This window comes from Pseudomonas sp. FSL R10-1350, assembly GCF_009600525.1.
Classification (GTDB): domain Bacteria; phylum Pseudomonadota; class Gammaproteobacteria; order Pseudomonadales; family Pseudomonadaceae; genus Aquipseudomonas; species Aquipseudomonas helleri.
Genome location: NZ_WIVR01000043.1, coordinates 1 through 20,222, shown reverse-complemented (window position 1 = coordinate 20,222; position 20,222 = coordinate 1). Strand labels below are relative to the sequence as shown.

At 60.6% G+C, this 20,222-nt stretch carries 18 protein-coding genes; 3 read left to right on the top strand and 15 right to left on the bottom strand.

The window, feature by feature from the left end; genetic code table 11:
* Window positions 1-217: 217 nt before the first annotated feature.
* Window positions 218-793, top strand: coding sequence for a DUF2780 domain-containing protein (locus GHO25_RS17705; protein WP_153391528.1), 576 nt, complete (start codon window positions 218-220; stop codon window positions 791-793).
* Window positions 794-796: 3 nt separating this feature from the next.
* On the opposite strand, the gene GHO25_RS17700 is transcribed toward GHO25_RS17705, so the two are convergent.
* Window positions 797-1,684 carry an acyltransferase gene (locus GHO25_RS17700; RefSeq protein ID WP_048372313.1) on the bottom strand — a complete coding sequence of 296 codons (888 nt, stop codon included), beginning with the start codon at window positions 1,682-1,684 and terminating at the stop codon, window positions 797-799.
* 247 nt (window positions 1,685-1,931) lie between these two features.
* Here GHO25_RS17700 and GHO25_RS17695 point away from each other — a divergent pair, with 247 nt between their 5' ends.
* Entirely contained in the window at window positions 1,932-2,432 is a 501-nt protein-coding gene (locus tag GHO25_RS17695) for an ATP-dependent zinc protease (RefSeq protein WP_048372311.1), read from the top strand.
* 69 nt (window positions 2,433-2,501) lie between these two features.
* On the opposite strand, the gene GHO25_RS17690 is transcribed toward GHO25_RS17695, so the two are convergent.
* The 9 genes from GHO25_RS17690 to GHO25_RS17655 form a co-directional block, all read right to left on the bottom strand.
* Window positions 2,502-2,840 carry a hypothetical protein gene (locus GHO25_RS17690; RefSeq protein WP_153391526.1) on the bottom strand — a complete coding sequence of 113 codons (339 nt, stop codon included), beginning with the start codon at window positions 2,838-2,840 and terminating at the stop codon, window positions 2,502-2,504.
* 27 nt (window positions 2,841-2,867) lie between these two features.
* Window positions 2,868-3,527 (bottom strand): RHS repeat-associated core domain-containing protein, encoded by a 660-nt coding sequence (locus GHO25_RS17685; protein ID WP_153391524.1) that lies wholly within the window; start codon window positions 3,525-3,527, stop codon window positions 2,868-2,870.
* A gap of 127 nt (window positions 3,528-3,654) precedes the next feature.
* The gene (locus tag GHO25_RS26155; protein ID WP_178110133.1) at window positions 3,655-3,831 is read right to left on the bottom strand and encodes a hypothetical protein; all 177 of its coding nucleotides are present in this window, start codon (window positions 3,829-3,831) and stop codon (window positions 3,655-3,657) included.
* Entirely contained in the window at window positions 3,828-4,940 is a 1,113-nt protein-coding gene (locus tag GHO25_RS17680) for a PepSY domain-containing protein (RefSeq protein WP_153391521.1), read from the bottom strand. Before GHO25_RS17680 ends, GHO25_RS26155 begins: the two co-directional genes overlap by 4 nt.
* A 96-nt stretch (window positions 4,941-5,036) precedes the next feature.
* Window positions 5,037-7,472, bottom strand: coding sequence for a TonB-dependent siderophore receptor (locus GHO25_RS17675; protein ID WP_153391519.1), 2,436 nt, complete (start codon window positions 7,470-7,472; stop codon window positions 5,037-5,039).
* A 90-nt stretch (window positions 7,473-7,562) separates the two neighbouring features.
* Window positions 7,563-8,537 carry a FecR family protein gene (locus GHO25_RS17670; protein ID WP_048372305.1) on the bottom strand — a complete coding sequence of 325 codons (975 nt, stop codon included), beginning with the start codon at window positions 8,535-8,537 and terminating at the stop codon, window positions 7,563-7,565.
* Window positions 8,534-9,052, bottom strand: a complete 519-nt coding sequence (locus GHO25_RS17665) for an RNA polymerase sigma factor (protein ID WP_048372373.1) — start codon at window positions 9,050-9,052, stop codon at window positions 8,534-8,536. The genes GHO25_RS17670 and GHO25_RS17665 overlap by 4 nt, the downstream gene beginning before the upstream one ends.
* A gap of 177 nt (window positions 9,053-9,229) precedes the next feature.
* The gene (locus GHO25_RS17660) at window positions 9,230-9,940 is read right to left on the bottom strand and encodes a PolC-type DNA polymerase III (protein ID WP_153330211.1); all 711 of its coding nucleotides are present in this window, start codon (window positions 9,938-9,940) and stop codon (window positions 9,230-9,232) included.
* Window positions 9,937-11,871, bottom strand: a complete 1,935-nt coding sequence (locus GHO25_RS17655) for a putative nucleotidyltransferase substrate binding domain-containing protein (RefSeq protein ID WP_153391517.1) — start codon at window positions 11,869-11,871, stop codon at window positions 9,937-9,939. The genes GHO25_RS17660 and GHO25_RS17655 overlap by 4 nt, the downstream gene beginning before the upstream one ends.
* Before the next feature lie 269 nt (window positions 11,872-12,140).
* Here GHO25_RS17655 and GHO25_RS17650 point away from each other — a divergent pair, with 269 nt between their 5' ends.
* The gene (locus tag GHO25_RS17650) at window positions 12,141-12,581 is read left to right on the top strand and encodes a response regulator (RefSeq protein ID WP_048372301.1); all 441 of its coding nucleotides are present in this window, start codon (window positions 12,141-12,143) and stop codon (window positions 12,579-12,581) included.
* A gap of 77 nt (window positions 12,582-12,658) precedes the next feature.
* Here GHO25_RS17650 and GHO25_RS17645 read toward each other — a convergent pair whose 3' ends face one another.
* The 5 genes from GHO25_RS17645 to GHO25_RS17625 all read right to left on the bottom strand — a co-directional run bounded on the left by GHO25_RS17645 (window position 12,659) and on the right by GHO25_RS17625 (window position 20,108).
* Complete coding sequence (locus GHO25_RS17645; RefSeq protein ID WP_153391515.1) at window positions 12,659-14,836, bottom strand: malate synthase G; 2,178 nt, start codon at window positions 14,834-14,836, stop codon at window positions 12,659-12,661.
* Between the two features lie 330 nt (window positions 14,837-15,166).
* On the bottom strand, window positions 15,167-16,054 hold the full coding sequence (gene rarD / locus GHO25_RS17640) for an EamA family transporter RarD (RefSeq protein ID WP_153333517.1): 888 nt from the start codon (window positions 16,052-16,054) through the stop codon (window positions 15,167-15,169).
* Window positions 16,055-16,164: 110 nt separating this feature from the next.
* Window positions 16,165-17,139, bottom strand: coding sequence for a serine/threonine protein kinase (locus GHO25_RS17635; RefSeq protein WP_153391513.1), 975 nt, complete (start codon window positions 17,137-17,139; stop codon window positions 16,165-16,167).
* A 140-nt stretch (window positions 17,140-17,279) separates the two neighbouring features.
* The gene (locus tag GHO25_RS17630; protein WP_153391511.1) at window positions 17,280-19,181 is read right to left on the bottom strand and encodes a PhoX family phosphatase; all 1,902 of its coding nucleotides are present in this window, start codon (window positions 19,179-19,181) and stop codon (window positions 17,280-17,282) included.
* 162 nt (window positions 19,182-19,343) lie between these two features.
* A complete protein-coding gene (locus GHO25_RS17625) occupies window positions 19,344-20,108 on the bottom strand; it encodes a TOBE domain-containing protein (RefSeq protein WP_153391509.1) in 765 nt (254 codons plus the stop codon).
* Window positions 20,109-20,222: the final 114 nt, after the last annotated feature.

Genomic DNA, 20,222 nt, shown 5'->3' with positions numbered 1-20,222 from the left:
TTCTGATGTGCCGACTTGATTTTTGGCGGTTTTATCATCCTGTCTTGATAAGTGCCGGCCCGCTGTAGAGCGATGCCCGCGTCGTTCCTGTTTTGAATTAAGATTGCGCCCTGTTTGCTGAATGCTGGCTGTAGGGAACATCCGCAGCGGTGTTGAGTCTGAGTATTAGTTTTGCTGCTCCTTGGCGGGCAGCTTTTTGGTTGAAGAGGTCGATGCGATGAAAAAGTTGAGCGCAGTAGCACTGGTAACATTGATGAGCGTAGCGGTAACCCCGGTGTTTGCAGCAGGGTTTGACCTGGGCGCGGCAACCCAGCTCTTGGGCCAGGTACAAGGCGGCAACAGCGCCAGCTCTGACAAGTCGGTGCAGGCCTTGCAACTGCTGACCAAAGCCCAGCAGATGGGCGTCAAGCCAGAGCAAGCGGCGGGTGGCGTGGGGGCGATGTTGAGCCTGGCAAAAAACCAGCTGACAGCCAATGATTACGCAGCTCTGACCCAGCAAGTGCCGGGCATTAACAAGGTCACCGGCGCCGGTGCCCTAACTCAACTGAGCCAGTTCAGCGCGAAAAACCCGCAGCTTCAGGCCCTGGTGGGCCAGATCAACCCGGTGAGCAATGATGCCAAAGTGGCGGTCAGCAACGTGACCAACCAATCGCAATTGAACAGCGCGTTCCAGGCGCTGGGCATGAAAAGCAGCATGGTCCAGGAATTCGCCCCTGTGATCACTCAGTACTTGGGCCAGCAAGGGGTTGCCAGCCCGCTGCTGACCACCCTGGGTACGCTGTGGGGCATCTAAGGATTAGCCGCGCTCAGCGCGCAATGTGCTGATGCGCTGGTCTTTCTTGATCCAGAGCTGGTTGACCCAGCTCTGGATCTGCTCGCGAAACACCGGATCGTTCTCGTAATCACCCTGGCACAGGGCTGGATCCAGTTCGCGGGTCTGGATATCAACAATCACTTTGGGCACTTGCCCACTGATCAACGCCCAAAAACCCGGAATCTTTGCCTGTGGATACACCACGGTGACGTCGAGCACGGCGTCCAGCTGTGGGCCCATTGCCGCCAGTACAAAGGCCACGCCACCCGCCTTGGGTTTGAGCAGGTAGGTGTAGGGCGATTGTTGCTGGGCGCGTTTGGCCGGGGTAAAGCGGGTGCCTTCCAGGTAGTTGACGACCGTTACCGGCTGGCGCTTGAACAGCTCGCAGGCGGCTTGGGTGATTTTGAGGTCCTGGCCCTTTAGCTCAGGGTGTTTGGCCAAAAAGGCCTTGGAATAGCGCTTCATGAAGGGGTAGTCGAGCGCCCACCAGGCCAGACCCAGAAACGGCACCCAGATCAGTTCTTTTTTAAGGAAGAACTTGAAGAACGGCGTGCGGCGGTTCAAGCCTTGCATCAAGGCCGGGATATCGACCCACGATTGGTGGTTGCTGATCACCAGGTACGAGGTGGTGCGGCTGAGGTTGTCGGCGCCGCGAATGTCCCAGCGGGTGGGCAGGCACAGGGCGAAAATGCGTTTGTCGATCTCGGACCAGGTTTCGGCGATCCACATCACGGCCCACGAGTTGTAATCGCGCAGCCGGCCCGGTGAAATCAGCTTGAGCAGCGCGAACAGCATGAGCGGGCCGAACAGAATGAGGGTGTTGCACAGCAACAGCAATGTGACCAAACAGCCGGTGAGCAGGCGGCGCATAAGTAACTCTTGAACATTTAAGGACCCGCCATGATAAGCAGCGCGTTGCAGAACGCCAAATCAGAGTGCTAACAAATGTTTCGAGCGCTATAGGCTATTTTCCTCTGTGGGAGCGGGCTTGCTCGCGATAGCATCATCACGTTGCTTCAGGCGGACCGGGTTGCCTGAATCGCGAGCAAGCCCGCTCCCACATGAACCAATGGTAAATAAAGGGTCTAACCCGCACCCCTAAAAGGAAATGACCGCCATGAAGTCTGTTTTAGCCTTGCTGTCTGTATTGGCGTTGCCGGTGATGGCCGCCGAACCGACCCTGTACGGGCGTTATGAGTACATCAAGCTGCCGGAAATCGGTGAGACGCTGAAGGCCAAGATGGACACTGGCGCCTTGACGGCGTCGCTGTCGGCCAAAAACATTCAGACCTTCACCCGTGACGGTGAAGAGTGGGTGCGTTTCCAACTGGCCACCCCGGACGCGGGCAGCAAGGTGTATGAGCACAAAGTGTCACGCATCAGCAAAATCAAAAACCGCGCCGACGAAGACGAAGACAAAGATGAAGTCAACGTGGCCAAGCGCCCGGTGGTGGATCTGGAGATGTGCCTGGGCAATGTCAAACGCACCGTAGAGGTGAACCTCACCGACCGCAGCAACTTCAACTACCCGCTGTTGATCGGGGCCAAAGCGCTGCGTGAGTTCGGCGCGGCGGTGAACCCGGCGCGACGCTATACGGCGGATCAGCCTGGGTGTTAACGGGGTTGATACTCCCGCACGTGTGATGAGCGCGCGCGGGAGTACTGTGAGTGGTGGTATTAATAAAGGTTAGCGAGCGCTTCGAATATTTAAAATGGCATTTACGTGAGTCCTGATGTCGTAGGCCAATTCTAGGGCGTAATCATTGTCGCTAGGTGTGGGGATTTTCTGGTTGAAAGGTCTGTTGTAAGAGCTACCTGTCGCGTCAACGAATTTTTTGTATGCATCGTCCAGCGCTGTTGGGTCTATCGAGTTACCCGTTCTTAACACACTAAGGTCTGATCTGAGCTGACGGTCTGCTACTCGAACACGCTGCTGTTTAATAATTGATTCGTCGATTGTTGTTGCGATTTTTTTCATCGTTTTTGCATTGAGGTCCGGGTGCGTGATTTGAAGTTCCTTGATCACCTTGTTTATCCCGAAATCCCGTGTTTTTTAGCGTTCACCGAGAATTGTTTTCAGCTTAAGGGTTTCATTTTTTGAGGTAACTTTGACAAAAATGCCCTTATCAATTGTTGTTGAATAGTTGCGTCCAAATTGATTGCCTATGCCTTTAAACAACGACCGCCAAAAGTGCCCTGTGGGGTCGGTTCTATTCACCGGGTCGCCTGCGCAATACGCATACGCATTAATCCCCCCGTCACCAAACGGGCTCCAACTGTCCGGGCTATTGAAGCGCATCAAGACCGGATTGAATGCCCGATAACCATTACCCAATAAGTAGTGTCCGGTTGTTTTGTCGTCGCGTTCACCATTAAACCCCAGTACCCGTTGTTCATCGGCGGGGCTATAACCGGCTGCGGTGTAGGCGACAGAGGTGTGTTGTTCGCCCGTGAGTGTGGCCAGGGTTGAGCGTTTGTCGTCATGGGCGATCAATGCGGTTTCAACACCACGGGGGGTGGTGGTCAGTTGCGCTAACACCGCGTTGTCGGTTTCAAACACGCGATAGGCCGTATTACCTTTAATCTCGGTAGCCACCCGGTCGTTGTTGTAAAACACCTGTGTTTCGTCACCCTGCGAACCACCACTTTTTACATGGCGGTCCAGCGGGTCATAAGCGTACTGGTGCAGCAGCACTTTCTTTTTTGCAGACATGGTATTAACCCTTTATCACTTCCTCTATGAAGCCATTAGAGATAGCGGGTTAATACCATGAGCGGTACTGACAGAACGGCTAGGTTTGTGTGCCGTTGGTCGTCAAGCCATTGGGGTAGCGCACCGGTCAGCGCTTGAGCAGCCCGCGCACGCTGATCCACACCGGGATGCCCAGGCCGATCCAGCTCAGGGCGTCCCATGCGCCTTCGCCCAGCAGGGCCGCGAACAAGCCTGTGGCGCTGACCAGGCTAATTGCCAGTGGCACGCTAAAGACTTTCCAGAAGTTGGACTGGCGCGGTTTCATCGGGCGCTCTCCTTGCGGGCCTTGCGCCGTACCCACCACAAGTACAGGCCGCTGCCGAGCACAATAATGGTCAGCAGATCGAGGGCCGCCCAGAGTATTTTCATTGGCATGCCGCCGTAGTCACCAAAGTGCAGGGGCTGGGACATGCCCATGGCGTTCATGTACCAGGGGCGGTCGCCGACGGCGGTGACGTCCAGCGTACTGGCGTCGATCAACACCGGTGTCAGCAGGTGCGAGGTGAGGTGGGTGCTGCCTTTCATAAAGACGGCGTAGTGGTGTTCGCTGGAGAAGCGCGTGCCGGGGAAGGCGATAAAGTCCGGTTGCATGCCGGGTGCGGCCTGGTGGGCGATCTCCAGCAGGTGAGTGGCCGGGGCGTGCCGGGTGAGGGGCGGGGCATTGCGGTAGGGTTCAACCATGGCGCTGAGGCTGTCGTTGCGCCAGGCGTCGATGATCAGGTCGGCGCACGCGCTGATCACCCCGGTCACGCCCACCACCAAGGCCCAGGTCAGAGTCACGACGCCGATCAGGTTGTGCAGGTCGAGCCAGCGCAGGCGGCGGGATTTGTCGGTGCGCACGCTGGCAAATTCATTGCGCCGCATAAACGGCAGGTACAGCACGGTGCCGGAGATGATCGCCAGTACAAACAGGGTGCCCATAAAGGCCAGCAGCAGCTTGCCGGGCAGGCCCGCGAACATGTCTACGTGCAGGCGCAGCATGACCATCATGAAGCCGCCATTGGCTGACGGCACTTCAATGGGCTGGCCGGTGCGGGTGTCGAGCATAAAGGTGTGGGACGAGTTGGGCTCGGTGCCAGCGGTGGCGGCCATGATGGCGTAGACGGCGTTGGGTTCGTCTTCTTCCCAGCCGAAATACTGCATGACCTCACCGGGCCGATGCGCCTCGGCGGCCTGCACCAGTTGCTGCAAATCGAGCTGTGGCGTGCCTTCGGGCAGTGCCTGGACTTGCGGCGCATTGCCCAGCAGGTGATCGATTTCATGGCTGAAAATCAACGGCAAACCGGTGAGTGCCAGCATCAGCAAAAAGGCGGTGCAGATCAGGCTGGTCCAGGTGTGGATAAAGGACCAGCGGCGAATGGTTTTGCTTTTCATGAAGGTCCCAAATGTAAAAACACCCTTGTCCCTGTAGGCGCGAGCTTGCCTCGCGATCTTTTAAAAGCTCGCGCCTACAGAAGCCGGTTTAGCGGGTTACCACTTGTAGTCAACACTGGCCATGATGTTGCGGCGGTCACCGTAGTAGCAGTAGAAACCGTCGCACGTTGACAGGTATTGCTTGTCGAAAACGTTATTGGCATTGACCGACACGGTGGCGCCTTTAAGGGCTTTGCTGACCTTGCCGAGGTCGTAATGCACAGCTGCGTCATACACGGTGTAGGCGTCTGTGTGACCGTAAGCGGCGTCTGCCACGTAGCCCTTGCTGCCAATGGCGATGTTGTCGGTTTCGCCGATGTAACGCGCCCCGAAACCAATGCCGAAGCCTTCCAGTGCGCCTTTGTGCCAGGTGTAGTCAGCCCAGATGGAGGCCTGATGCTCGGGTGTCAGCGGCAGCGGGCGGTTTTTGTCCAGCGGGTCTGAGACTTTGGTCATTTTGGTGTTGGCGTAGGTGTAGGCGGCGGTCAGTTTGAGGTTGTCGTTGACGTTGCCCACGGCCTCCAGTTCCAGGCCACGCACGTTGGCTTCACCCAAGGGGCGGCTCACGCCAAGGGTGTCGCTGAGCACGATGTTTTTGCGGGTCAGGTCATACACGGCGGCAGTGAACAGCATCTCGCTGCCCGGTGGCTGGTATTTAAGGCCCAATTCGTATTGCTTGCCTGTACCGGGCTTGAACGCTTTGCCGCCAAAGCCTCCCGGTTCGGCCTGGAACGACTCGGCATAGGACACGTAAGGGGTGAACCCCGAGTCGAACACGTAGCTCAGCGCCGCATTGCCGGTAAAGGCGCTGTCGTCGCGTTTGTCGCGGGCATCGTTCTGGTTGTAGAAGGTGGTATCGGTGTGCAGCCAGTCTTGACGCCCGCCCAGGGTCAGACGCCAGTTATCCAGCGCCATTTGGTCTTGCAGGTACAGGCCGGTGTCGTGGGTTTTCTGGTTGTAATCGTTGTAGGCGGTGTAGTTGATGTGGCTGAAGTCTTGCCCGTAGATCGGGTTGATGATGTTACTGGTCGGGGCCGGGCCGTATTGCCATTTGTAGTTGGTGTTGACGCGCTGATGATCGAGGCCGATCAGCAGCGTGTGCTTGAGCGCCCCGGTGGTGAAGTCGGCTTGCAGGTTGTTGTCCACGGCAAACTGGCTGATGTCTTCGTCCACGATGTTGGCCCCGCGCTGGACGGTGCCGTCATCGGTCACCGAACCAAAGTAACCGCCGGCGGTGATGCTCTGAAAGGACAAGTCACTTTTGGTGTAACGCAGGTTTTGACGGAACTGCCACACATCGTTCAGGCGATGTTCAAAGGCGTAGCCGAGTGCGTAGTAAGTTTTGTCGTAGAACTCCCAGTCCGGATCACCCAGGTTCTTGTGGGGCTTGACCTTGCCCGCCGGGGTCGACACCAGCGTGCCCTGAATCGGCAAGAACTGGCTGGTGGTGCCGGTGTCATCGCGGTTGAACTGGCTGAGGAAGGTCAGCGTGGTGTCCGGGTCGATGTTCCACGTCAGGCTGGGGGCGATGTTGTAGCGCTTGTCATCGGTGTGCTCGATGGTGGTGTTGCTGTCACGCACCACGCCGCTGACGCGATACAGAAAACGCCCTTCGTCGTCTATCGGTCCCGTGCTGTCAAAGCTGATTTGCTTGCGCTGGTAGCTGCCGATTTGCAGTTGTACTTCGTGGCTGGCGGTGTCTTCGGGGCGACGGCTGACCATGTCCAGCAAGCCGCCTGCGGGGGTTTGCCCGTACACCGATGAAGCCGGACCGCGCAGCAAGGCGACGCGCTCCAGGTCCCAGGTTTCCAGCTTGGGCATGGTGTAGGAGCCTTTGGGCAGCGGCAGGCCATCGAGGAATTGAGTGGGTTCAAAGCCGCGCACTTTCAGCCATTCCGAGCGGCTGTCGCTGCCATAGCTGCTGGCGGTGACGCCGGGCATGTAACGCACGGCATCGTCGAGGTTTTGCGCCGCGCGATCTTGCATCTGGCTGCGCGTGGCGACCGAGATTGAGCGTGGGGCTTCTGCCAGCGCGGTATCGGTTTTAGTGCCCGCCGCTGAGCGCTGCGCCAGGTAGCCGGTAACTGGCCCCCAAGCACTTTCGTACCCGCCCTGAGCGGAAATCGTGGTGGCTTCCAGGGCTACGGCGCCCTGCGTGATTGCGATCAGGGTGTAGCTGCCTGCGCTGCCCGGCACCAACTGCAACCCCGTGCCGCGCAACGCTTCACGCAGCGCCGTGGTGGGTTCGAACGTGCCCTGCACGGGCGCCGAGGTTTTGCCGGCCAGCAATGCCGGGTCCATGGCCAGGGTCAGGCTGGCCTGGCTGGCGATCTGGTTAAGCGTGGCGGCCAACGGCCCGGCGGGCAGGTTGTAGCTGCGCGAGGTGGTGTTTTGTTCGGCGGCTATTAACGCGGTGCTGGCCAGCGGTGCGCCGAGGGCAATGGCCAGGGTCAACAGGCTGGGGCGCAAAAACGTATCGAAGGTGCGGGACATTCGGCGGATTCCTGAATGGAAATTGTTCTCAATGACTAGGAGCCGAACGAGCAGCGAAAAGTGATAGGGCTAATTGAAAATAATCTGCATTTATTTTTCTGGCGCCGGGGCGACGGTGATCCACCACGGGGTGAGCTGTTTGACCTTGACCGGCAGGATCGGCGGCAGGGCATTGAGCGCCAGCTCGAGGTTGTCCAGCGGGAAGCTGCCGGTGATGCGCAGGTCGGCCACGCGCGGATCAACGCCCAGATGCCCGCGGTGGTAGCGATTGAGTTCGCCGACCATGTCGGCCAGGCGCACGTTGTCGAGCACCAGCATGCCGCGTGTCCAGGCGTCGGCCCCGGCGGTGACGGTGAGCATTTGGCCGAGGTGGTCGCGGTGCATGAGCACTTGCTGGCCTGCGCTGAAGATGACGTCCTCAACGCTGTTTTCGGGGTGCGCCGCCACGCGTGATTGCAGCACGCTCAGGCGTGTGCCGTCGTCTTCGCGCTTGACCATAAACCGCGTGCCCAAGGCCCGCAGGGTGCCGTCGCGGGTTTGCACGACAAAGGGTCGCGGGTCGCCGTGGCCGGTCTGCACCATGATCTCGCCGGCTTGCAGGATGATGCGCCGGGTGTCGCCATCAAACTGAACATCTACCGCGCTGTGAGTGTTGAGGTTGATCACGGTGCCATCGGCCAGTTGCAACTGGCGTTGCTCGCCGGTGGCGGTGCGTTGGTCGGCCATCCAGTAATCCAACGGCAGGTAGTTTTTGCCCGCGAACAGGGCCAGCCCGCACACCAGCGCAATGCTCGCCAGGCCGCTGCCGAGTTTGCGCACCCGCTGATGCACCCCGCTGCGGGCGTTACGCAAGGCATTGCGTGCGGCCAGGCTGGTGCTGCTGAAGCGGTGGTCGAGCATGCCCAGTTGTTGCCAGGCGCGGGCGTGCTCTTCGCTGGCGGCGTACCACTTGTCGAATTCGGCCTGTTGCACCGGGCTGCCATTGCCGCAGTCCAGGCACAGTTGCCAGGCAATGGCCGCGTCGAGCACGCGGGCTGACACCGGTTTGGAACTGATCGCGCTCACGTCGGCTCGCCATACAGCGCGATGTAGCACTGGCGCATGCCTTGGGCCAGGTACTGACGCACACGCGGCACCGACACGCCCAAACGCTGTGCGATGTCGGCATGGGGCAGGCCATCGAGGCGGCTGTACAGGAACGCCGCCCGGGCCTTGCTCGACAGCTTGCCGAGCAGGCGGTCGATGGCTTTGAGGTCTTCGAGGATCAGGTGTTGTTCTTCGGGCGAGGGCTGCTCGGCCTCGGGCAGTAGCGTCAATTCGTTGAGGTACGCCTGCTCCAGGGCGGCGCGGCGAAAGTAGTCAAACAGCAGGCCCTTGGCGATGGCCGCGAGAAACGCCCGGGGCTCACGCGGGGCGCTGAGTTCGCTGCGACCCAGAAGGCGCACGAAGGTGTCCTGGCTCAAGTCCTCGGCGCGTTGCGGGCACGCCACATTGCGCCGTAACCACGCCAGCAGCCAAACGCGATGGTCGCGGTAAAGCGAGCCAACCAGTTCGTGCTGAGGGTTTTGGAGTGAGGACAACGGCTGCACCGAGGGCAAGTTTTAACTAACGATAATTATTCGCGATTGTGTCAGAGGGGAACGGGCGGCGCAATTGACGCTCATCGGCTAACCGTAGGAGCGAGCTTGCCTCGCGATCTTTTAAATGTTCAAAAGATCGCGAGACAAGCTCGCTCCTACAGAGGGATGGGGGCGCTCTTAAAAGCTGTGAATGATCTTGCGCCGTTGCCACTGGTTGAGGCGCTGTTGCAGGGCCTGGGGGCTGTCGATGCCTTGGGCGCGGGCGCGGCTGAACAGGATGAGCGTCAGCTCCGCCGTGGCCAGGGCGTCGGCGCTGGCGTTGTGGCGGTCTTCGACATACAGGTTGAAGTGCTTGATCCAGTGATCCAGCCCGGCCTCGCGGCCCTGATGCTGCGTGCAGAGCATGGGCGCCAGGGCTGCCACGTCCATAAAGGCATGTTGCAAGCGGTAACCCAGGCTGTCTTTGAGCGCACGGGTGAGCATGTGCTGGTCGAACGGGGCGTGAAAGGCCAGCAGCGGGCTGTCACCGACAAACGCCATAAAGTCCAGCAGGGCGTCGGCCGGGTCGCTGCCGGCAGCAATCGCACTGGGCCCCAAGCCATGCAGCAAGACGCTGGGGCTCAGCGGGTTGTCAGTGCGCAACAAGGTCCGTTCAAAGGTTTGGCTGAAGTCGATGGCGCCGTCTTCAATGACCATCGCGCCAATCGATAACACTTGGTCGCGATTGAGGTTCAGGCCGCTGGTTTCCAGGTCAACCACCACCCAGCGCTGGGCGCGCAGAGCGTGATCGCCCAGGCCGGCAGACTCGGGCAGGCGCAACAGGCGTTGCTGCTGGGCAAGGCTTAGGATCGGGGCTTTACGCGGCAGCAGCCAGGAAAACAGCTTCATAGCTGATACCGCAGGGCCAGGCTGCTTTGCAGGCGCTGCGCCTGACGCAGGGCTTCACGCAGGATGCGCCGATCCAGTTGGTTCAACTGGTCGGGGTCGACTCGGTTGGAGTACGGGCGGTTTTGCCGGGTCTGCAACTGATGCTGTTGCATGCGGGTCTGCTGAATAAAGTGATACGCCTCTTCGTAGGCCGCGCCGTCCAGCGGCTCGATCACGCCCAGGGTGGTGAGCTGGCGCAGGCGTTCAAGGGTGTTGATGGCCTCTACACCATGGGCCAGCGCCAACAGGCGGGCACCGTCAACGAACGGGCCGAGGCCCTGCACCTTGAGGTCGAGGGTGGCTTTGTCGCCGCCTTTGCGCTCCAGCACAAACTCGCGAAAACGGCCCACGGGCGGGCGATGGCGCAGGGCGTTGTCGGCCATCATGCGCTGGAACAAACGGTTATCGGCAACTTGCGTGAGGATCGTGCGGCGCAGGTGCTGGCAACCCTGTTCGTCGCCCCACACGGCGCGCAGGTCGAAGTAGATGCTGGAGGCCAACAGGTTTTGCGGCGTGGCCTCGCGAATAAATGCGCTGAAGCGCCGGGCCCACTCGGCGCGGGACAAACACAGCTCGGGGTTGCCGGCCATGATGTTGCCTTTGCACAGGGTGAAGCCGCAGGCCGCCAGGTGGTGGTTGATCTGCTGCGCAATGGGCAACAGACGCTGGCGAATCTCGGCGGCTTGGGCGGCGTCTTTGGCCTCGAACAAGATGCCGTTGTCCTGGTCGGTGTGCAGGGTTTGCTCGCGTCGGCCTTCGCTGCCGAAACACAGCCAGGTGAACGGCACGCCGGGGTCGCCACGCTCGGCCAGCACCAGCTCGATCACGCGGCACACGGTGTGGTCGTTGAGCAGGGTGATGATGTGGGTGATCTGGGTCGAAGAGGCGCCGTGGGCCAGCATGCGCTCTACCAACTGGCTGATTTCGCCGCGCAGGTTGATCAGGGTGTCCAGCCGTGGCGCATGGCGGATGGTGCGGGCCAGGTGCACCAGGTCGACCCGTTGCAACGAGAACAAGTCGCGCTCGGAGACCACGCCGCACAGGCGCTGCTCCTTGACCAGACACACGTGGGCGATGTGCCGTTCGGTCATGGCAATGGCGGCGTCGAAAGCACTGTGGTCGGGTGACAGGTAAAACGGCCCGGCGGTCATGTGCGCGTCGATGGCCTGATCAAAATCTTCAATGCCATTGGCCACCACCTGACGCAAATCACGCAGGGTGAAAATGCCCAGCGGAGCCTTGTGTTCGTTAACGATCACGATGCTGCCCACTTGTTGCTCATGCATCAGGCGCACGGCTTCGCGCAGGGCGGTCTGCGGGCTACAGGTGACCGGGTGGCGCATGGCCAATTCGCCCAGGCGGGTGTTGAGCGAGTATTGGGTGCCGAGGGTTTCGACGGCTTTTTGCTGCACTTGCCGGTTGACCTTGTCGAGCAAGCTGCTGACCCCGCGCAAGGCGAAATCGCGGAACTCTTCGGACAGCGCAAACACTTTGATAAACGCGGCTTTGTTCAGTTGCAGGCAGAAGGTGTCTTCAGCAGCCAAGTGTTCTGTGCGGGTGGCCCGCTCACCCAGCAGGGCGGCGAGGGGGAAGCACTCGCCAGCGGTGATTTCAAAGGTGGTTTCGACCACGCTGGCGCCCTGGTGCGTGCGCTCGCCGATGACGCGGCCTTGTTTGACGATATAGAAATGCTCGACCGGGCCGTCTTCGGGCCGAATGATGCTGTCACCGGGACCATAGAAGCGCAGTTGGCACTGTTCAACCAGGAAGGCCAGGTGAGTGTTTTCCATTTGGTTAAAGGGCGGGAACCGCTGCAAGAACTGCATGGTGCCGTGGATGTTTTGCAACACCGCCGTTCGACCTGCCTGGAGAAACGCATCCGATTTGCTCATTACCGATACCGCATGATTAGCCGTTGTTGTTATCACGGGGCGTGGCCCCTGCTGGCCTTCATGCTCGGTTGTCTGCACGCGGGTGCCCATTGGACGTAAGTCTAGGAAACCTGTCTGGTGGCTGTGTTTTTCGACAACGTGCGGGCTTTTTACATTTTTCAGACCGGCCCTACTTGGAAATAGGCTTAGCTAGGTGCACATTGATCGCAGTGCGGGATAACTGACTGAACCGCTTGGTTTTTAACCGGGGGGCAGTTTTTGAGACGGGTATGAGCGAACACGACATTCTGACCGACGCCGAACGTGAACTCTTGAGCGAGGTGATGCAAGCCCCTGCTCCGGCAGAGCAGTGCGTGTTGATCGTCGAAGATGACCCGCTTGCCCGCGAGTTGCTGGCAGAGCTGCTGTCGCTGCACGGGATTGACTGCGCGACCGCCAGCAATGGCACGCAGGCGCTGGCGCTGCTGGATTCAGCCTTGCCGATTGGCCTGATGCTGACCGATTTGCGCATGGAGCCCCACGACGGTTTGCACCTGATCCGCCAGGTACGCGAGTCGGAACGCGCTGAGCTGCCGATCATCATCATGTCGGGGGATGCAGAGGTACGGGACGCGATTGAAGCGATGCACTTGAACGTGCTGGACTTTCTGCTCAAGCCCATCGACCCGCCCAAACTGCTGGATTTGATCAAAAAAGAACTGAATCTGTAGGAGCGAGCTTGTCTCGCGATCTTTTGATCTTCTAAAAGATCGCGAGGCAAGCTCGCTCCTACAGGGGTTACGAGGTTTTACAGGCCGTTTTTAGCCTTGAACTCACGACGACGACGGTGCAATACCGGCTCGGTGTAGCCGTTTGGCTGTTTGGTGCCTTCGATCACCAACTCGACCGCCGCCTGGAAGGCGATGTTGCTGTCGAAGTTCGGTGCCAATGGCCGGTACAGCGCGTCGTTGGCGTTCTGGCGGTCAACCACCGGAGCCATGCGCTTGAGGCTTTCAAGCACTTGGGTTTCGCTGACGATGCCGTGACGCAGCCAGTTGGCGATGTGCTGGCTGGAAATACGCAGCGTCGCACGGTCTTCCATCAGGCCGACGTCATGAATGTCCGGCACTTTCGAACAGCCCACGCCCTGATCGATCCAGCGCACCACGTAACCCAGAATGCCTTGTGAGTTGTTGTCCAGTTCGTTCTGGATCTGCTCAGGCGTCCACTGCGGGTTCACGGCCAGCGGGATGGTCAGAATGTCGTCCACCGAAGCCGGAGCGCGCTTGGCCAGTTCGGCCTGACGCGCGAACACGTCGACCTTGTGGTAATGCAGCGCGTGCAAGGCGGCGGCGGTCGGCGACGGTACCCAGGCGGTGTTGGCGCCGGCCAGCGGGTGAGCGATTTTCTGTTCCAGCATCGCCGCCATCAGGTCGGGCATTGCCCACATGCCTTTGCCGATTTGCGCACGGCCTTGCAGGCCAGTGCTCAAACCCACGTCGACGTTGTTGTTCTCGTAGGCCGAAATCCACTTCTCGGCTTTCATGTCAGCCTTGCGCACCATCGGCCCGGCTTCCATGGAGGTGTGGATCTCGTCGCCGGTACGGTCCAGGAAGCCGGTGTTGATGAACACCACGCGCTCGCTGGCGGCCTTGATGCACGCCTTGAGGTTGACGGTGGTACGGCGCTCTTCGTCCATGATCCCGACTTTGAGCGTGTTGCGCGGCAGCTTGAGCACGTCTTCGATGCGCCCGAACAGCTCGTTGGTGAAGGCGGCTTCGTCAGGCCCGTGCATTTTCGGTTTGACGATGTACACCGAACCGGTGCGGCTGTTTTTGCGCGAGGCCTGGCCGTTGAGGCTGTGGATAGCCGCCAGGCTAGTCAGCAGGCCGTCGAGGATGCCTTCAGGGACTTCGTTGCCGTCCTTGTCGAGGATCGCGTCGATGGTCATCAGGTGGCCCACGTTACGCACGAACAACAGCGAACGGCCATGCAGGCTGACGGTGCCGCCGTTGGGCGCGGTGTACTCGCGGTCCGGGTTCATGGTGCGGGTGAAGGTTTCGCCGCCCTTGGTCACTTGCTCGCTCAGGTTGCCCTTCATCAGGCCGAGCCAGTTGCGGTAGATCACCACTTTGTCATCGGCGTCGACCGCGGCAACCGAGTCTTCGCAGTCCATGATGGTGGTCAGCGCAGCTTCCATCAGCACGTCTTTGACGCCTGCGGCATCGGTTTTGCCGACCGGGCTGGTGGCGTCGATCTGAATCTCGAAGTGCAGGCCGTTGTGTTTGAGCAGCACAGCGGTCGGTGCCTCGGCCGAGCCGTGGTAGCCGATCAGTTGCGCGGTGTCGCGCAGGCCGCTGCTGGTGCCGTCTTTGAGGGTGACCTGCAAGGCGCCGTCAACGATGGCGTAAGCCGTGGAGTCAACGTGCGAACCGCTGGCCAGCGGCGCGGCTTCGTCAAGAAAGGCGCGGGCGAAGGCAATGACCTTGTCGCCACGGACCTTGTTGTAGCCTTTGCCCTTTTCGGCGCCATCGGCTTCGCTGATGGCATCGGTGCCGTACAACGCGTCGTACAGCGAACCCCAGCGGGCGTTCGAGGCGTTGAGGGCAAAGCGCGCATTCATCACCGGCACCACCAACTGTGGGCCAGCCATGCGGGCGATTTCGTCATCGACGTTTTGCGTCGTTGCCTGGAAATCTGCGGCTTCTGGCTGCAGATACCCAATGTCTTGTAGGAAGGCTTTGTAAGCCACGGCGTCATGGGCCTTACCGGCCTGCGCCTGGTGCCAGGCGTCGATGCGCGCCTGCAAATCATCGCGTTTGGCGAGCAGTGCTTTGTTCTTGGGGGCCAGGTCATGAATGACCTTATCGGCACCGGCCCAGAACTGGTCGGCGTTGAGGCCGGTACCGGGGATGGCTTCGTTGTTGACGAAGTCGAACAGGACTTTGGCGACCTGCAGGCCACCGACGTGAACGTGTTCAGTCATTGCTTGCCTCACTCATTTTTATTTAAAGCCTGGAGCGCTTCTCAAAACACCGCCGTAGCGGGGTCATACGGGGTAAAGCAGACGCATTGACCGACCTTGTTGCCAATTATGTAGTGGTCGCCGAGGCATACTACATGATCATTTGCCGATGTGAAAATCAGACTAACTACGTCGTTCTGCGACTTTTATTAAGCTATCGGTCACGTAGAAGAACAGGATGTTCTCAAGAAAAGTGCAGGTTGTTCCAGATAATTCTAAAAACAGTACACAATTTTATATGCAGGCCCATAAAAACCCCGTGGGAGCGGGCGCGCTCCCACGGGGTTCAGGTCAGGCTTTTTTGCGCAGGCTCAGCCAGGCGTCAATGCTGTACACCACAAGGCCCGCCCAAATGAACATAAAGGCGATCAGGGTGCTCTCGGACAAGTGTTCGCCAAACACCCACACGGCAAGAATCAGCACCAGGGTGGGCGCAACGTACTGCATAAAGCCGATGGTGGTGTAGGGCAGGTGGCGCGTGGCCGCGTTGAAGCACACCAGCGGGATTAATGTGGCCGGGCCTGCGGCCACCAGCAACCAGGCTTGTGAGGTGGCCCAGAAATCGGCGTGGGCACTGTTGGCCTCGGGGTGCATCAGCAGCCAGCCGATGGCGATGGGCACCAGAATCCAGGTTTCGACCACCAGCCCCGGCAACGCCTTGACCGGCGCCTGCTTGCGGATCAGCCCGTAAAAGCCAAAGGTCAGCGCCAGCACCAGCGACACCCACGGCAGGCTGCCGGCTTGCCACACTTGCTCGGCAACACCGATGGCGGCCAGGCCCACGGCAATCCATTGCAGGCGGCGCAGGCGCTCACCCAGCAGCAACATCCCGAGCAGCACGTTGACCAGCGGGTTGATGTAGTAACCCAGGCTGGCTTCGAGCATGCGGTCGTTGTTCACCGCCCACACATAGGTCAGCCAGTTGATGGCGATCAACAGGCCGCTGCCGCTGAGCACGGCGAGGCGTTTGGGGTTGTCGCGCAGCTCTTGCCACCAGCCGGGGTGCTTCCATACCAGCAACAGCAGCGAGCCAAACAGCGCTGACCAGAGCACGCGGCTGACGATGATTTCGGCGGCGGGCACGCTTTCCAGCAGTTTGAAATAGAGTGGGAACAGGCCCCAGATGACATAGGCGCTGAGGCCCAGAATGTACCCGCGACGCGGGTTGGCGGCTTGCATGCAGGATCCTTGGTTAGGTAACTGACTGATCTGTAGGAGCGAGCTTGCCTCGCGATCTTTAAACGATCAAAAGATCGCGAGGCAAGCTCGCTCCTACAAAGGGCACCACTTTAAAACAGTTTCAGCGGCTCTTCATTGAGCGCCGAGAGTTGTTCGCGCAACGCCAGCACCTGGTCGCCCCAATACCGCTCGCTGCCAAACCACGGGAAGCTGTGCGGGAACGCCGGGTCGTCCCAGCGGCGGGCCAGCCAGGCACTGTAGTGCATCAGGCGTAAGGCGCGAAGGGGTTCGATCAGGGCCAGTTCACGGGGGTTGAAGTCGTGGAACTCGCTGTAGCCATCCATCAGTTCGGACAGTTGGCCGAGGCATTCCTGGCGATCACCGGCCAGCATCATCCACAGGTCTTGCACCGCCGGGCCCATGCGGCAGTCGTCGAGGTCGACAATATGGAACACCTCGTCGCGGCACATCATGTTGCCGGGGTGGCAGTCGCCATGCATGCGAATGTTGCTGTGCGGGGTGGCGGCGTACACGTCTTCGACACGCTTGAGCAGATCGCGGGCCACCGACTCGTAGGCCGGTAACAGGCTGCGCGGGATGAAGTTGCCTTCGAGCAAGGTGGTTAGCGAGTCATGGCCAAAATTCTTCACGCCCAGGGCTTCGCGGTGTTCAAAAGGCTTGGTGGCGCCTACTGCATGCAGGCGCCCAAGCAGTTGGCCGAGGCGGTACAGCTGGTCGAGATTGCCCGGCTCGGGGGCACGGCCACCGCGTCGCGGGAACAGGGTAAAGCGAAAGCCCTGGTGTTCGAACAGGCTTTGGCCGTTATGAATGATCGGCGCCACCACCGGCACTTCGCAGTCGGCCAGTTCGAAGGTAAAGCGGTGTTCTTCGAGGATCGCTTCGTTGGTCCAGCGCTGCGGGCGGTAGAACTTCGCGATCAGCGGCTGCGAGCCTTCGATACCGACCTGGTACACGCGGTTTTCGTAACTGTTGAGGGCGAGCACGCGAGCGTCGCTGAGGAAACCGATGCTTTCGACGGCGTCGAGCACCAGATCAGGGGTAAGTGTTGCGAACGGATGAGACATGCTGACTCCTGCGCGCAGCAGGCTGCCGCGTCCGGCCAAGCATGTTAACGCAGACTGACCTCCGTAGGAGCTGCCGCAGGCTGCGATCTTTTGATCTTTTAAAAGATCGCAGCCTGCGGCAGCTCCTACGGGGACGTGTGTTATGTGCCGACGATCCCGCCATCTTCGCGGCTGATGGCCATGACCGAGGAGCGCGGTTTGCCGTTGGGCAGGTGCTCGGGGAAGGTCGAGCCGCCGTTTTCACCGGGGTGCTGGATGCCGACAAACAGGGTTTTTTGATCCGGCGAGAAGCTGATGCCGGTCACTTCACAGCCCACCGGGCCGACCATGAAACGACGGATTTCACCGCTGTCGGGGTCGGCGCAGAGCATTTGGTTATTGCCCATGCCGGCGAAGTCACCTGTGTTGCTGTAGTCGCCGTCGGTCAGGATCCACAGGCGCCCGGCGTCGTCAAAACCCAGGCCGTCGGGGCTGTTGAACATGTTCTGCGGGGTGATGTTGGCCGAGCCGCCTTTGGGCTGTTTTGGGTGCACCACCGGGTTGCCCGCGACCACAAACAGGTCCCAGTCGAAGCTGTCGGCACCGTGGTCATCGTTGTGGGCTTTCCAGCGCAGGATCTGCCCGTAAACGTTCTTTTCGCGCGGGTTGGGGCCGCCGACGGGCTGGCCGTCTTCGCCGCGTTTGGCGTTGTTGGTCAGGGTGCAATACACCTGGCCGTCTTTGGGGCTGACCACGATCCATTCCGGGCGGTCCATGCGCGTGGCGTTGACCACGCTGCCCGCGAGCCGGGCGTGGATCAGCACTTCGGCCTGGTTGGCGAAACCCTGGCTGGCGTCGATGCCGTTTTGGCCGTGGCGCAGTTCGATCCACTGGCCTTGGCCTTTGGGATGATCGGGGTGTTTGTCGCCCGCATCGAAGCGCGCCACATACAGCGTGCCGTGGTCCAGCAGGTCACGGTTGGCCTTGGGGTTTTGGGTATCGATGCGGTCACGGCTGATGAACTTGTAGATGAACTCACCGCGTTCGTCGTCGCCCATGTACACCACGGCGCGGCCATCACGGGTCTGTGCCAATGCGGCGTTTTCGTGTTTGAAGCGGCCCAGCGCGGTGCGTTTGACCGGCAACGATTTCGGGTCGAACGGGTCGATTTCGACCACCCAGCCATGGCGGTTGAGCTCGTTGGGGTTGGTCGCCAGGTCGAAGCGCGGGTCGTGCAGGTGCCAGTTGATCTCGCGGCTGGCGAGTGTGGCGCCATAGCGCTTTTGCGCGGCGTCGAAGGTCTGCTGGGGGTCTGAGCTGCCAAAGCAGTCGGTGAAGTTTTCTTCGCAGGTGAGGTAGGTGCTCCACGGTGTTTTGCCATTGGCGCAGTTCTGGAAGGTGCCCAGCACCCGTGCGCCATTGATGTCGGCCTGGGTGCGCAGCAAGGCGTGCCCTTCGGCCGGGCCGCTGAGGCGGATCGGCGTGTTGCCGTGGATGCGCCGGTTAAACGGCGAGCCCTGAACAAACTGCCAGCCGTCGCCTTTGCGCTGTACTTCAATGACCGACACGCCTTCGCTGGCCTGGGCTTTGCGCACCTCTTCGGCCGACGTCGGCAGGCCGCCGTGGGGGTACAGGTAGCGGTAGTTGGTGTATTCATTGTTGATCGCCAGCAGAGCGCGGTTGGGGTCGTCGGGGAAGGCGAACAGGCTCATGCCGTCGTTGTTGTCGCCAAACTGCACCTCCTGAGCGTCGGCGCTGCCATTGCCGCTGGGGTCAAAGGCCGGGCCGTTGGTGTGCAGGGGCTGGCCCCAACTGATCAACACCGAGGCGCGGTAGCCGGGTGGCAGGCTGAGGCTGTCGCTGGTGGCAGCATTGATGCTGGCAAAGCCCAGCAAGGGGCTTGCGGCCGAGCTGACCCCGGCAGCCAGCGCGCTGCGGCTGAGCAGGTTGCCGCCCAGAAACATCGCCGCGCCGCATAGGGCGCCTGCGCTGATAAACCCGCGTCGACTCAAGCCAACAATGCGCTCAAGGTCGGTGGGGTGTTGATCATCCAGGAGGTTCATAGTGCGCAGGCCTTTTAAGGTTTTTGCGCAACCTTAAGCAGCGGTTATGACAGTGGTGTTGCAGAAAACGTGTGGGAGCGGGCTTGCTCGCGATGGCATCGGTGCGGTCAAAGGGTCGACCGAGGTGTCTGCATCGCGAGCAAGCCCGCTCCCACAAGGCCGTTAGAGGGGCGTGCCGAGCAACACCAGGGTCGGTGAAAACTGCACATTGACCTCGCTGCCCACCGTCAACTGGAGTGTTTCGAGGTGTTGCGGTTCACTCAGGGCGCACAAGGTTTGGCCGCTGGGCAGGCTGATGCGCACTTCGCTGGGGCTGTGATCGGCGTCGAGGATCTGTTCGATGTGCCCGCGCAGCAGGTTGTGCCCGGCCACCAATGGCTGGTCGGGCGCCGTCAATTGCAGCCAGCCCGCCTTGATCAACGCCACCACCGGGGTGTCGAGGTTCAGTTCCAGGCGCTGGGTGCTGTCGTGGGTGATTTGCGCGTGCAGCGTCAGGCCGCCGGGCAGTTGCAGTTCAATCAGGTCGTTGTGGCCATGGCTGTGGATGGCCTTGACGCTGCCGTGCAACTGGTTGCGGGCGCTGGTTCTGAGCATCAAGCGGCCCAGCAGGTCGAGGTCGCTGGCGTCTTCGGCGGCGTCCAGCACTTGGCTTTGCAGGGCTTGCAGGCGTTGATAGAGGCGCATCACCCGTTCCCCGGCCACCGACAGGCGTGCACCGCCGCCGCCTTTGCCGCCCACGCTGCGTTCAACCAGCGGGGTTTGTGCCAGGTTGTTCAGCTCGTCGATGCTGTCCCACGCCGCTTTGTAGCTGATGCCCGCGCTTTTGGCGGCGCGGGTGATCGAGCCTTGCTCGGCGATGTGCTGCAACAAGGCAATGCGCTGGGGGCGGCGGGCGATGTGCTGGGTCAGCAAAGTCGGTAGTTGCATGGGGGCGTCATTCGCAAAGCAGGGTGAGCCCCGGAAAGTGCCTGCTCAGCCCGGTGGCGTCAAGGCGGCGCGTCGGGCCTGGGCGTGCGCGCCAGGCAATACACATCCACCTGT

Bases quoted from the DNA above. Each gene is read 5' to 3' on its own strand.
- GHO25_RS26155 (WP_178110133.1), bottom strand. From the start codon at position 3,831: ATGAAACCGCGCCAGTCCAACTTCTGGAAAGTCTTTAGCGTGCCACTG.
- GHO25_RS17630 (WP_153391511.1), bottom strand. From the start codon at position 19,181: ATGAACCTCCTGGATGATCAACACCCCACCGACCTTGAGCGCATTGTT.
- GHO25_RS17655 (WP_153391517.1), bottom strand. From the start codon at position 11,871: ATGAGCAAATCGGATGCGTTTCTCCAGGCAGGTCGAACGGCGGTGTTG.
- GHO25_RS17705 (WP_153391528.1), top strand. From the start codon at position 218: ATGAAAAAGTTGAGCGCAGTAGCACTGGTAACATTGATGAGCGTAGCG.
- GHO25_RS17635 (WP_153391513.1), bottom strand. From the start codon at position 17,139: ATGTCTCATCCGTTCGCAACACTTACCCCTGATCTGGTGCTCGACGCC.
- GHO25_RS17625 (WP_153391509.1), bottom strand. From the start codon at position 20,108: ATGCAACTACCGACTTTGCTGACCCAGCACATCGCCCGCCGCCCCCAG.
- GHO25_RS17695 (WP_048372311.1), top strand. From the start codon at position 1,932: ATGAAGTCTGTTTTAGCCTTGCTGTCTGTATTGGCGTTGCCGGTGATG.
- GHO25_RS17650 (WP_048372301.1), top strand. From the start codon at position 12,141: ATGAGCGAACACGACATTCTGACCGACGCCGAACGTGAACTCTTGAGC.
- GHO25_RS17675 (WP_153391519.1), bottom strand. From the start codon at position 7,472: ATGTCCCGCACCTTCGATACGTTTTTGCGCCCCAGCCTGTTGACCCTG.
- GHO25_RS17680 (WP_153391521.1), bottom strand. From the start codon at position 4,940: ATGAAAAGCAAAACCATTCGCCGCTGGTCCTTTATCCACACCTGGACC.
- GHO25_RS17660 (WP_153330211.1), bottom strand. From the start codon at position 9,940: ATGAAGCTGTTTTCCTGGCTGCTGCCGCGTAAAGCCCCGATCCTAAGC.
- GHO25_RS17700 (WP_048372313.1), bottom strand. From the start codon at position 1,684: ATGCGCCGCCTGCTCACCGGCTGTTTGGTCACATTGCTGTTGCTGTGC.
- GHO25_RS17645 (WP_153391515.1), bottom strand. From the start codon at position 14,836: ATGACTGAACACGTTCACGTCGGTGGCCTGCAGGTCGCCAAAGTCCTG.
- GHO25_RS17685 (WP_153391524.1), bottom strand. From the start codon at position 3,527: ATGTCTGCAAAAAAGAAAGTGCTGCTGCACCAGTACGCTTATGACCCG.
- rarD (WP_153333517.1), bottom strand. From the start codon at position 16,054: ATGCAAGCCGCCAACCCGCGTCGCGGGTACATTCTGGGCCTCAGCGCC.